The organism is Novosphingopyxis baekryungensis DSM 16222, from assembly GCF_000420305.1.
Taxonomy (GTDB): domain Bacteria; phylum Pseudomonadota; class Alphaproteobacteria; order Sphingomonadales; family Sphingomonadaceae; genus Novosphingopyxis; species Novosphingopyxis baekryungensis.
In genome coordinates this window covers 1-12,191 of record NZ_ATUR01000009.1, presented here as the reverse complement: position 1 = coordinate 12,191, position 12,191 = coordinate 1, and the positions used below count along the sequence as shown (strand labels likewise).

The 12,191-nt window shown below is 59.3% G+C and carries 14 protein-coding genes and 1 pseudogene; 2 read left to right on the top strand and 13 right to left on the bottom strand.

All coding sequences use genetic code 11. The annotated features are described in order from the left end of the window. Positions 1-49: 49 nt before the first annotated feature. The 9 genes and pseudogenes from G410_RS0113970 to G410_RS18335 all read right to left on the bottom strand — a co-directional run. Positions 50-1,024, bottom strand: coding sequence for a cation diffusion facilitator family transporter (locus tag G410_RS0113970; protein WP_022674289.1), 975 nt, complete (start codon positions 1,022-1,024; stop codon positions 50-52). Continuing rightward, positions 1,024-1,899, bottom strand: a complete 876-nt coding sequence (locus tag G410_RS17510; RefSeq protein WP_022674288.1) for a ZIP family metal transporter — start codon at positions 1,897-1,899, stop codon at positions 1,024-1,026. The genes G410_RS0113970 and G410_RS17510 overlap by 1 nt, the downstream gene beginning before the upstream one ends. 5 nt (positions 1,900-1,904) lie before the next feature. After that, positions 1,905-2,534, bottom strand: coding sequence for a cation diffusion facilitator family transporter (locus G410_RS0113960; RefSeq protein ID WP_022674287.1), 630 nt, complete (start codon positions 2,532-2,534; stop codon positions 1,905-1,907). Then, positions 2,531-2,902, bottom strand: a complete 372-nt coding sequence (locus tag G410_RS0113955; protein ID WP_022674286.1) for a SpoIIAA family protein — start codon at positions 2,900-2,902, stop codon at positions 2,531-2,533. Before G410_RS0113955 ends, G410_RS0113960 begins: the two co-directional genes overlap by 4 nt. Positions 2,903-3,013: 111 nt before the next feature. Next, positions 3,014-3,430 (bottom strand): hypothetical protein, encoded by a 417-nt coding sequence (locus G410_RS0113950; protein WP_245559371.1) that lies wholly within the window; start codon positions 3,428-3,430, stop codon positions 3,014-3,016. Between the two features lie 11 nt (positions 3,431-3,441). Beyond that, positions 3,442-6,738, bottom strand: a complete 3,297-nt coding sequence (locus G410_RS0113945) for an efflux RND transporter permease subunit (protein ID WP_022674284.1) — start codon at positions 6,736-6,738, stop codon at positions 3,442-3,444. A 22-nt stretch (positions 6,739-6,760) separates the two neighbouring features. Beyond that, positions 6,761-7,909, bottom strand: a complete 1,149-nt coding sequence (locus G410_RS0113940) for an efflux RND transporter periplasmic adaptor subunit (RefSeq protein WP_022674283.1) — start codon at positions 7,907-7,909, stop codon at positions 6,761-6,763. Between the two features lie 11 nt (positions 7,910-7,920). Beyond that, positions 7,921-8,427, bottom strand: coding sequence for a TolC family protein (locus tag G410_RS18340; RefSeq protein ID WP_245559377.1), 507 nt, complete (start codon positions 8,425-8,427; stop codon positions 7,921-7,923). Positions 8,428-8,568: 141 nt separating this feature from the next. Next, positions 8,569-9,162: pseudogene (locus G410_RS18335) on the bottom strand (TolC family protein); the annotation flags it as partial. Here G410_RS18335 and G410_RS18150 point away from each other — a divergent pair. After that, complete coding sequence (locus G410_RS18150) at positions 9,161-9,529, top strand: hypothetical protein (RefSeq protein ID WP_022674281.1); 369 nt, start codon at positions 9,161-9,163, stop codon at positions 9,527-9,529. The pseudogene G410_RS18335 and the gene G410_RS18150 sit on opposite strands and share 2 nt — an antisense overlap. A gap of 46 nt (positions 9,530-9,575) precedes the next feature. On the opposite strand, the gene G410_RS16935 is transcribed toward G410_RS18150, so the two are convergent. Further along, entirely contained in the window at positions 9,576-10,280 is a 705-nt protein-coding gene (locus G410_RS16935; RefSeq protein ID WP_022674280.1) for a class I SAM-dependent methyltransferase, read from the bottom strand. Between the two features lies 1 nt (position 10,281). Continuing rightward, complete coding sequence (locus G410_RS0113920; RefSeq protein WP_022674279.1) at positions 10,282-10,656, bottom strand: DUF3703 domain-containing protein; 375 nt, start codon at positions 10,654-10,656, stop codon at positions 10,282-10,284. Between the two features lie 179 nt (positions 10,657-10,835). Here G410_RS0113920 and G410_RS0113915 point away from each other — a divergent pair, with 179 nt between their 5' ends. Beyond that, positions 10,836-11,240: a MerR family transcriptional regulator gene (locus G410_RS0113915; RefSeq protein ID WP_084489268.1), complete on the top strand. Its 405-nt coding sequence runs from the start codon at positions 10,836-10,838 to the stop codon at positions 11,238-11,240. Positions 11,241-11,362: 122 nt separating this feature from the next. Here G410_RS0113915 and G410_RS18070 read toward each other — a convergent pair whose 3' ends face one another. Together G410_RS18070 and G410_RS0113905 are read right to left on the bottom strand one after the other, a co-directional pair. Beyond that, the gene (locus tag G410_RS18070) at positions 11,363-11,857 is read right to left on the bottom strand and encodes a universal stress protein (protein ID WP_162604102.1); all 495 of its coding nucleotides are present in this window, start codon (positions 11,855-11,857) and stop codon (positions 11,363-11,365) included. 8 nt (positions 11,858-11,865) lie between these two features. Continuing rightward, a partial coding sequence (locus G410_RS0113905; RefSeq protein ID WP_022674276.1) for an IS5/IS1182 family transposase occupies positions 11,866-12,191 on the bottom strand: 326 nt, incomplete at its 5' end.

The following is a 12,191-nucleotide window of genomic DNA, read 5'->3' as shown; positions in this document are numbered from 1 at the left end:
GCTGTGCCGCTTGATCGACATCTGGTGAGGTTTGTAGGGCAGACCCGGCTCAGTGCTCATGCCGCGCTCCTGCGTGCGGGGCGCGAGTTGCCCTATGATCCGCTATCAGACCCGGTTCGCACTCGGTCTCCTGACAAGGCTCCAAGGTTGCGTGCTGAATATGGAAATCAGCGGCGAGCTGTTCCTTCACGCGGCTCTTCAGGTTCTCGAATGCCGCCAAAGTGTCCGCCTCGAGAACAAGGTGAGCTTCAAGGGCGCGAGCATGTTCGCCCAGATTCCAGACATGGAGATGATGAACGCTCCTCACACCATCCTGCTCCTCCAGCGCTTTGACGATCCGGTCGAATTCGACATCGTCGGGCACGGCGCCCATCAGCAGCCGGACAGTTCGGGGCATCAGGGTTATTCCCTGCCAGATTACATAACCCGCGATGATCAGGGTGATTACGAGGTCGGCGATGTAGAAATCATACAACAGGATCAGAACGCCAGCGACGATCACACCCACCGATGCCAAAGCATCGGAGACATTGTGCAGGAAGGCGGCCTTCATGTTGATACTGTCATGCGATCCCCGATAAACAATGAAAGCAGTGACAAGATCGATCACCAAGGCGATGCCGGCCACCCAGATCACGGTCCACCCTTCGATCGGTTGGGGTTCGGCAAACCGGTTGATTGCTTCGACCAACAGGTAGAAACCGATGATCAACAGTGTCGTGAGATTTATTAGCGCTGCGACAACCTCCCCCTGCGCATACCCAAAGGTCATCAGCTTGTCGGCGGGCCGACGACCGATCCGTCGAGCAAACCAAGCCAGACCGAGCGCAGCTGCATCGCTGAAATTATGCAGCGCGTCAGCAATCAGCGCGAGCGACCCCGAAACGATACCACCAATGATCTGCGCGACCGTTAGCAGGACGTTAATCGCCACCGCAAAGATAAGCTGGCGATCGCTTAGATTTTCCTCGCCGTGACTATGTCCTCCATGGCTGTGGCCCGCATGCTCGGAATCTGCTCCCATTACTCTTCTCCTCTTGACGCGCGCTTCGCATCATTTGAGGCTGGGCCTACGACATGCTGCCGCAGCCTAATGTCAGCTTCGGTGGAATCGAAAGCCGCTTCCAACCCTGCAATAAGGAAGCACGCACCAATGAAACCGCTAATGACAGCAATCAGGGCTGCAGTCCCATTTCTAATTGCGTCATGAGAATCAGCACTTATGGTCCGCACGGCCATGGCAAGCAGCAGTCCAGCATTCATTGCCAATATTGCCGGAGCAAAAATGCTTACAGTATTTCGAAGCAAGATATAGGCTACTAACGCACCGAGGATCGCAGGCAGCGTGAGCGCCAGAAGATAGGCAATGCGGCTCATGCGGGACAAGCCATTCTCTCGGCTTTCAGCTGTTATCCGGTATCCTTCGGGGAGGTTTGCAAATGCCAACACCACAGCAAGAAAGGAGGCCAGCGCCCACGATACTGGCGCAACCGAACCGATGACGAAACCGAAGCTCAATTGCCGTGCCGCCGCAGAGGTGGTAGCCACATAGCGGCTAGAACGATTACCTTTCACATCGTCGCGATTACCGGTTATTTGCTCGGCTTGCTGCTGCCTCCTCCATCGGCCCAGCGCAAAGATCACCAGATAGATCCCACTTCCTCCAGCAAGCGCGGATGTCAACGACCACATGTCCAACCCTTCGCGCGCACGAGGTATGAGTTCGGTGGCAACGACCGCGATCAGCAGGCCCGATGAAGCAAGTAGAGCGAAACGAAGAGGGCGGAAGCCAGCATCCCTGAACTCCGCAAGCAAGCCGCCAACAAACAGCGCTACGTTTACCCCGATCACCAGCAACAGGACATGAGTTCTACCTTGCGAAGCCGTAATGAGATCCATTAATGTCAATCGCTCCCTTCACCGTGAACGGTGTCCTTTTCGTCATGGGAGTCCATATGCGCGTCGCGAAGTATCTCGATGCCGCCGTAGATCGCTATGCAGGCCACACCGATACCGACGACGAGATCGGGCCAGTTCGATCCGGTGAAAAACACTATGATACCCGCTATGATAATTCCGCCGTTCGAAACGAAATCATTCAGGCTGAACGTGGTGGCCGCACGTAAATTGACATCTTTGTTCTGCAAACGTTTCAGCAGAAAAAGACACCAAAGGTTCACCGCACCGGCAACCAGCGCCATCACCATCATGACGCCGCCGATCGGATCCGAACCCTCCATGAAGCGCCGGATGGCATCGAGAATCACACCGCCTGCGAACACAAGCAACATGACCCCGGAAAAACGCGCGGCTCCGCGCTTCCAGACCCGGGAGCGGGTGAGGGCAAGCAGGCTCAATGCATAAACGATCGCGTCCGACGAATTGTCGAGCCCATTGGCAATCAGCGCGTTGGAATCGCCGATTACCCCGGTTATGAAAAACCCTATCGCAATCGCCACATTGAGCCAGAAAACGATCCATAGAGTGCGGCGCTTTTCGGCCGAATCGAGATTGAGTTCTCCTTCGCCGCTCATGATACATCTCCGTCTTCACGTACCCAGCTTTCGGCAGCACCGCGCTCAGCGGTTGTGAAGAACTTCATCTTGGCGCGAAAGAGCGGATCGAAAAGCTTCGTACCCCACTCTTCCCACTTGCGGTCGCCCACGATCGCGATCCTGCCGAAGCTGTCCTTGTGCTTCACGTCGAACTTGAGGTCGCGCCAGAGACCGCTGAGATCCCAACCCGAAAAGTCCGACATAAGGACAATCAACATTGGAACCGTTCCGGCTTTCTGCGCCGCGATCCGCTCAAAAATCGGCACGAACCGATCATAGTCGGCAGATTCAAGTGTGCCTCCGGCAGTGATGGTTATCGGGCCGGCCCGTTCTTCTATCCTAAGCAAGTTCGACTCCTTTCCTCAGTCAAACAACGACGGACGTACGGTCGGGGTCCAAGACCAACGACCTTGAAACAGTGCAGCTGTTCTTTTCGGGAAGATTTGATGCATACTTTATCAATGTTGGCTTGGCCCGGAAGGTGCCTTCAGAGCATCAGCCGGACACCGGTGAAAGACTCGAGCCACACCGCGGTAGTTCCTCATATCCAACCGCCCGGCCGTGCGTCTCTCGACAGTCAGGTGACGCACGGACATCGCACTGGCATGCCCTTCGAAGGGCATATGCGCATGGGTGTAGGCAATCGCTTCGCCTTCATTCCGCCAGATGCCGACTGCGGATGGCTGTCCATCGGGCAACTCAACTTCCGCATAGAACCCGTCCGCGAAGAACACCTTGGCTGGGCCTGTATTACACGAGGGCTGATCGCCAAGGCTCCAGACGCCAGCAATCGGATCGGATTGCTGGGCATAGGCAGGCCCAGCCAGTCCAAACGCGATCAGCGGCAGGACAAGCAATTTCGCAAGCTTCCTCATCGGTTTTCCCTTCATGTAATTTCGCCCAGCTCGCGCTGCTCATCGCGCGTGACGTTGCGGCGCAGGCGGTCCCACCATTTTTCGCGCCAGCTGCGCTCATCATCAGAGCGGTGCAGCACGAGGCGGGCGATCGCGGGCAGAACGAACAGAGTCAGCGCCGTTGCGGTGATCAGTCCGCCGATGACCACCGTAGCCAAAGGACGCTGTACCTCTGCGCCTGTTCCAGTGGCGATCGCCATGGGCACGAAGCCGAGCGAGGCCACCAGCGCGGTCATCAGTACCGGTCGCAGGCGCGCGAGCGCGCCATCGGCAATCGCCTCGTCGAGCGGCATCCCGTTCTCGAGGCGCTGCCGGATCGCGGTCATCATGACGAGACCGTTGAGCACCGCCACGCCGGAAAGCGCGATAAAACCGACCGCTGCAGACACCGAGAATGGCAAGCCGCGCAGCGCGAGCGCGAACACGCCCCCGGCCAAGGCCATTGGGATGGCGCTGAACACCGCCAAGGCTGGAACCCATCCTCCCAGCGCCATGAACAGCAACAGCAGGACAAGCGCGAAGCAGACCGGCACGACGATTGCGAGGCGTGCCTGAGCCGCTTGCAGGTTCTGATATTGGCCGCCCCACTCGATGAAGGATGCTGGTGGTAGATCGACCTCGGCCGAGACACCTTCCTGCGCTTCCTCGACAAAGGAGCCGAGATCGCGCTCGCGAACGTTGGCCGAGACGATCACAAGCCTTCGGCCCTGCTCTCGCCGAACCTCGGCAAGGCCATCGACAACTTGGAAATCGGCCAATGTTCGCAGTGGAACCGTGACACCGTTATCAAGCACGATGGGGAGAGCACCGAGCTGGTCAAAGTCGTCACGCGTCGCATCTTCGAGGCGCACGACCACTTCGAAGCGGCGATCGCCCTCGAACACCAGACCCGCAGGCCGTCCGCCGAGCGCGATGGCGACCGACTGAGCCACCTCTTCGACGGTCAAACCATATCGCGCAATAGTCGGGCGATCGAAGGCGATGTCGAGCGTCGGAAAGCCCGTCACCTGCTGCACCTTCACATCGGCTGCGCCTTCGACTCCGCGCAGCACACCCGCGACCTCGCCCGCCGTTTCGGTCAATGCGGTAAGGTCGTCACCGTAGAGCTTGACCGCGACATCGCCGCGCACACCGGCGATCAGCTCGTTAAAACGTAGCTCGATTGGCTGGCTGAATTCGTAGAGATTGCCGATCAGGCCGCCGAGCGCAGTTTCCATCTCCTCTACCAGCTCATCCTTCGACAAATCCGGATCGGGCCATTCGTCACGAGGCTTCAGAATGACATAGGCGTCCGAAGCATTGGGCGGCATTGGATCGCTGGCGACTTCGGCCGTGCCCGTCCGTGAGAACACAAGATCAACTTGGGGAAACTCTTCGAGCCGGTCTTCGACCCGCCGCTGCATCGCCAGCGAGCGTTCGAGCGATGTCGAGGGGATCCGCAAAGATTGCACCGCGATGTCGCGTTCATCGAGCTGCGGCGTAAACTCGCTGCCCAGAAACCCGAACACAAAAACCGCTGCTGTGAAGATACCAACCCCGGCACCAATCATCGGCCAAGGCCGCGCAATGGCCTTGCGCACGGCGGGACCGTAGCGCTCTTTGGTCCAGCGAATGGGCTTCACCTCCTTTTCGGTCAGCTTCTTGTTGAGCAGCACCGCGATCATCGCCGGCACGAAGGTCAATGAAAGAACGAAGGCCGAAGCCAGCGCGAGCATCATCGTGATCGCCATGGGCGAGAACGTCTTGCCCTCGACCCCGGTAAAAGTGAGCAGCGGGGCGAAGACGAGGAAGACGATGGCCTGACCGTAAACGGTAGGTTTGATCATCTCCTGTGCTGCCAGACGCGTCTCGGTCAGCCGCTCGCCCAAGGTGAGCAAGCGGCCCTCGCGGTGCTGCCGCGCAGCAAGCCGCGCGACGCTGTTCTCGACAATGATGACCGCACCATCGACGATCAGGCCAAAGTCGAGCGCCCCCAAACTCATCAGATTACCCGAGACACCAAGCCGGTTCATCCCCACCGCTGCCATCAGCATCGAAACGGGAATGACCAGTGCGGTGATTATGGCGGCGCGGATATTGCCGAGCAAAAGGAACAGGACGGCGATCACCAGCAATGCGCCTTCGAGCAGGTTCTTCTCGACGGTGGAGATCGTCGCATCGACCAGCGAGGACCGGTTATAAACGATCTCGGCCACAACGCCGTCGGGGAGCGATGCACGGACCTCGTCGAGCCGTTCGGCAGCACCGGCTGCGACGGTGCGGCTGTTCTCGCCAGCGCGCATCAACACGGTTCCCACCACCGCCTCTTCACCGTTCAGTGAAGCAGCACCGGTTCGCAGGTCGCCGCCGATCTCCACATCGGCCACATCGCCGATGCGGATGGGCACACCCTCGCGGGTCGCAATGACGGCTTCTTCGATGTCGGCAATGCTGCCCAGCCTCGCATCGACGCGGACGAGCAGGGCTTCATCGGCGCGGTCCACGAAGTTTGCCCCGGCCGCCAGATTGGCTGCCTCAAGCGCGTCGATCAACGAATCGAACGACAGGCCGTAGCCGGTCAAACGCGCAGGATCGGGCTGAACCAGAAACTGCTTTTCGAACCCGCCGATCGAATCCACGCCGGCCACACCATCGATCGAGCGCATCAGCGGCGCGACCACCCAGTCCTGCACGGTGCGAAGATAAGCCGCTTTGGCAACCTCGCTCTCGAGCCGGTCGCCGCGTTCGGTGATGAAGCTGCCATCGGACTGCCAGCCTGTGCGGCCGCCAGTGGTCGCACCCTTGCCACCGGGATGCTCATACTCGATCGTATACATCAGCACTTCGCCAAGGCCGGTGGAGATCGGCCCCATGGTAGGCTCCGCTCCTTCGGGCAATGAAGCACCAATCGGCGCGAGCCGTTCGTTCACCTGTTGCCGGGCGAAGTAGAGGTCGGTGCCCTCCTCGAAAATCGCGGTGACCTGGCTGAAGCCGTTGCGCGAAATCGATCGTGTCATCTCCAGGCCTTCGATCCCGGCAAGTCCGGTTTCGATAGGGAAGGTCACCTGCGTCTCGACCTGCGAAGGTGAGAGCGCAGCAGCGCTGGTGTTGATCTGGACCTGCGTGTTGGTGATGTCGGGAACCGCGTCGATCGGCAGGCGCACCAGATTGAACGCTCCGTAGATCGCCGCGAAGACGGTCAGGACGATGATCGCCCAGCGGAACCGGACGGCGACATCGAGGATGACTCCGATCGGGCCGTGACGGTGGCTACCTTCGTCCGAAGACATGGGAGAAGATGCCGTGGTTTGATCAATGGCCATGTTCTGCGCCCTCCTTTTCGAGCTCGGACTTCAACAGGAAGGCATTGGCAGTCGCGATCCGCTGACCGGGCTCGAGCCCGGAGAGGATCGTGACCATCCCGGCAGATCGGCTGCCGGTCTCGACCTCACGAGCCTGAAATCCGCGTCGTGTCCGCACGAAGACAACATCGCGTCCTTCGAGCACCTGCACCGCATCTTCGGGTACCGCGATACGGCTCTGGTCCAATTCGCCCGAGGGGCGAATACGCGCCTGAAGGAACGAGCCAGGCTGCAGACCGGGAACGGCGCGCGTCAAGGTAAGAACCGCTGTCGCGCTACGGCTCTCGGCATCGAGCGAAGGCGTTACCGACCGGACGCGAGCGCCGATCTCCCTTCCATCGCCGAGGATCAACGCAGCCTCGTCGCCAGGCTGGATGCGTGAAGCATCTTCGGAAGGCAGCGCAACCTCGATCTGCAAGCCGCTGGGATTGACCACGCTGTAAAGCTCCTCCCCGGCGTCGACGAACGAGCCGAGCACGATTGGAGCGGCGGTCACACGGCCTGAAAGCGGACTGGTGACAGCGAGCGAGCGTCCATCGCCGCTCACGCCTGCCGCGGCGACGGCAGCCTGCGACCGGTTCAGTTCGGAACGGGCAACGTCAAGATTGGCACGGGCCGCTTCGAGATCCTGGCGCGCTGTCACATTGGCCTCGAATAGCCGGCGCTCGCGGTCATAGGCCGCTGAAAGCTCGGTTACGCGGGCGCGGGCGGCACTAAGCTGAGAAGCGAGTGCCGCCGCATCGGCGCTTTCGATCCGTGCAACGGTCTCGCCCTGGCGGACATAGTCGCCAAGCGTCTTGCCAACGCTGCGCACGACACCGGAAGCCCGTGCGTCGATGCGTGCGCTGGCGGTCGGGCTTGCCGCAACCGTTGCAGGAAATACGAGTTCGACGGCGGCACCCGTCTGCACGGCTGCGACCTCGATCTCGGCGGTGCGGATCTGCTCTTGCTCGATCAGCACGAGCCCCTCGGGCAGTTCTGTCTCTGCGACCTCTTCGTCCGCGCGGGTGTCGACCTGGCTGTCAGGCCAGAACATCAGCATCAGGGCCGAAACGAGAATGACAATTCCGGCGATGATCGCCAGTCTTTTGCGGTTCATTGAAATATTCCTCATTGTGCGGCCAGCCTGATCAGTTCGGCGGCGGCCTGTCCCCGGTCTTGCTGCGCGGCGATCAGCGCCTCACGAATGCCGTCGCGCGCCTCGGCTGCACTCAACACTTCGATCAGCGGAAAGCGGCCATTGCGATAGCCGATGCGGACGAGCCGCAGAGCTTCGTCGGCCTGGGGGAGAGATGTCGTTGAAAGGGTCTCGACACGCGCTTCGGCGGCGAGATATTGCGCCCGCGCGCGGGCCACTTCCTGTTCGAAGTCGGCTAGCGCGACTGCCTCGCGGGCATTGGCGGCGCGCAGCCTTGCCTCGGCAGCAGCGATATTGCCCTGGTTGCGATTGCTGAACGGTAGCGGGATCGAGACGCCCACCAGGAAGGCATTGTCATTGCTTTCCTCGAACCGCCGAACACCGGCCGAAATGACCGGGTCTGGAATGCGTAAGCTGCGCTCCCGGTCAATCTCGGCGGCCGCCGCCGTGCTTTCCGCTCGCGCCACCTGCAGTTGCAAGCCATATCCTGAAGCCATCACAACACCCGGTGGTTCGATTCCCGGGAAATTGCTCGGAACAAGCGGGGGTGCCCCCTGATCGCCCCACAGCGAGGCGAGGGCCGTGCGGGCTGCAAGACTTGTCGCTTCCGCCGCTTGGAGCTCGGCTTGCGCTTCCGCCAGAGCGGCTTCGGCACGAAGCGCGCGAAGTGGAGGTTCCCGGCCAACCTCGACCAACACGCCAGCTATGCGGGCAAGCTCTTCGTTCCGCTCAACCACATCCCGCGCAAGTTCGACACGCGAGGATGCCGCCGCCGCCGCGACATAGCGCTCACGGACAAGGAAGCCGAGTTCGGCGTCGGCCAGATCTGCCCTCAGGTTTGCCAGCTGCGCCAAAGACTGAGCCGCATCAACTCTCGCTCTGCGCTTGCCACCGATTTCGATCCGCTGACCGACGGCAAGAGTATATTCGGTAGCGCGCAAGCCCGAGAAGGCGCCGCTTCCTGCAATGTTCTCGACCTCGAAGGAAATATCTGGGTTTGGACGCAAACGCGCCTGACCCACCAGCGAACGCGCCGCGTCGGCGTCCGCGCGAGGACCTACCAGGCGCGGATTTTGTTCAACGGTGGCAGTCTCGGATTGTTCGCTGACATCGGCAAGGCGCAGAGCCTCATCCAGTGTAAGTGTAGTTTGCCCAAATGCGGGCACGGGAATGGCAAAGGTCGCAGCGACCAAAGCCAAATGTCGAAATGACATGGAAAAGCTCCTGACGATAAAGCAGACGCAGGTCGAAACGACCCGCAAACGGCGATCGTCAGGCTATCGGAGGTTCAATCAGGACTTTGAGCGCGCCGGAGAGAAGCAAAGCGTCTTTCAAAGGGGCGAACAGATTGGCGCCGAACGTACGGTCCGCCGTATTTTCTTTCATGGCGCGCGGAAGATCGACACTGCAATTGTGATGTTGAGCCGGAGGATGGTCGGAATCCTGACTCTCTTCGGTGTCGCCAGTATCGGCGAAGTGCTCCATGCCGTGCGCCGCAATATGATCGCCAACGTGCGTCATGGCGCCATTCTCGCCCGCATGAGCGTCAGGCGCAAGCGACAACCCACTGAAGAGCAGTGAGGCCAAAAGCACAAAAAAGAGTGGCAAACGTGACATGAACGGCGCTCTATTGGCTTGAAGAGTGCGTTTTGGCAAGAGCCGATTGGTGAATCGTTCGCGCTTTAACCGCCTTCTTCTGGCCGACAAAGCTGTAGGCAGCGCCAGCCAGATGCTGTTTGAACCATTGCTCATCCATAAACGAGCGAGCCGCAATCCATGGCCGAAAATCCTCATAATCGCGTGAAACGGCGAATGGCTTGGTGAGGAAGATACCGACACTAATTAGCCAATCAGGCCAGTCTTCGGGATGTTTCAGACCCATCAGACCTATCCTGCCGCTGGCCGAAAGCGCGTCGCTCGCCTTTTCGATTACGGTTGCGTATTCAGGTACCATCTCCAGTCCGAACGTGCTGATGACGGCATCCGCCCCTTCGGCAAAGATGAACTCGACGACATCGGCTTGAACGAACGCGACATTATTGATCCCTTCTTCGGCAGCGTATTCTCGAGCCCTAGCCAGCATATTCTCCGACAGATCGACGATCGTGATCTTACCTGACGCTCCAACGGCGCGGTACAAGAGAGGAAGGTTGATGCCGGTTCCACCGCATAGGTCGACAACATGGTCGCCTTTTTGCAACTTCAAATTTTCGATTAGCTTTGCGCGCCAGCGCTCAGAACCGACGACACGGAAGAGCATAAGGAGCCAGTCGTAGACCCCTGCGATGCGATCATACAGGCGCTCTGCGGCGTCTTTTGTAAGTACTCCCACGTTAGCGACTCCCGCCGTCTGAGCCGCGTTGCGCGATCTTTGCGGCAAGGTCCGGGAGTATCGGCATCGGTGCAAAGGCGCTGACATCGGCGCGTCCCGTGTTTCCGTGAGGGAGACGACCGGAAATATTGCCGAGCGGGGCGAGAGCGAGGCGGATTAGTTGGCCTCCAGCCTCTTTCCGATCGCGCTGTATGATCGCGAAGCCAAGCATTGCGGTGTGCGAGCGGATATGCGGCCACAAATAGGGTTGCGCCAAGATGTGTTCACGCTCCAGCGCCAACCAGGCTGCTTCAGCGTTGCCGGATGCACGCGCCCGACAAAACGTCGCGCGTTCCTCATCCACGAGTCGAAGGCGGTAGGCCTTATCCTGCTTCATTTGCCGCGGCCCTGGCGAGGTGGCGGGGCGTTTGTGTCCACTCCAATCGAATTGGATTTGGCCGAGCACGTGTCCGGTTCAATGTATGTGAGTCGTTTCATGACGCAAGCCTATGCACCTTGTAGTTACTACAAGGTCAAGGCAGTATGTGCCGACTATCGAGATTTGGGGAGAGTATGGTGAAGATTGGCGAGCTCGGACGCGCGACCGGCACGAAAACGGAGACTATCCGATACTACGAACATGAAGGGCTCCTGGCGCCTCCGCCACGGACCTCATCGGGATATCGTGACTACAGCCCCGATGATGTGGCGAGGTTGCGCTTCATACGGCGCGCTAGGCAGCTCGGTTTCTCAATGGTGCAAGTCCGTCAATTGCTCGATCTGACGGACGAGCCTTCGCGATCCTGCGAAGCCGTCGACACTATTGCCAGCGCGCAGCTTGCAGAGGTTGAGGCCAAGCTAATCGATCTGAAGGGACTACGCGATGAGCTCTCGCGCATGGTCGAAAGCTGTAAACAAGGCACAGTCGCGGAATGCCGTGTTGTCGATGTATTGACGCTCGGTTTTACCCAGACCGAATAAGATACCGCCGTGAGTAATTGTCAAAGGACGGGCAAGATGTAAGCCCACAATCCTCAGCCCGAAATGCGGCTCATCGAGTGACGCGCCTCTCAAGACGAGGGTCGATCATTTTACGTCGGAAGTCAGTTTGATAGAAACCACGACATGGATGTGTCTTTCAAAATATTCTGAGTTGTCCCGCCGAACAAACGCTCGACGAAATTTTCGCCCGTGCGTATGCCGGCAACGATTAAGTCGGCATCTTCGTGCCTCGCGAGAGTAAGCAATTCCGCACAAACATCGTGCGAGGGAAGTGGCATATGCTTGTCGCGAGCACGTACGCCATGGTTCTGGAGATATCTGACGACCTTGGACAGGCTCTCGGAGGAAACCTCATCACCGACACCAACTACGGTGATCTCCTCCGCCAAAGCCAGTATTGGGAGCGCCAAATGCAGGGCTCGGCGAGCCTGAGCGGTATCTTTCCAGGCGACCAATATGCGCTGGAATTCTCGCTCATTTTTTTGTTCCCCCAGGATCAAAACTGGTACTCCCGTGCGAACTGTAAGTTCTCCGGCGTGTGGGAGCACGCATAGCTCGGGTTCTTTTATATTTGAAACTAAGAGATCGCTGGTCATCAGATGGCCTAGGCTCTGTTGACAAACTGATTGGTCCAGAGGCGAGCGGCGGCGATATGTATGAAGCCGAGGTAGCTTGCTGATGTTTTGTCGTATCGGGTTGCGAGACGGCGTGAGCATTTGAGCTTCGCGAAGCACCGTTCGATGCGGTTTCGCAACGCGTAGGTGACGGTGTCGTGGGGTATTGGCTCTTTGCGGTTGGCCTTGGCCGGGATCACCGGCGTTCCGCCACGTAGCGCAATGGTGCTTCGGATATGGTCGCTGTCGTAGCCCCGGTCAGCCAAGAACACGCGAGCCGTCGGTAGGTCATCATCCACCAGAGCATCGAAGCCTT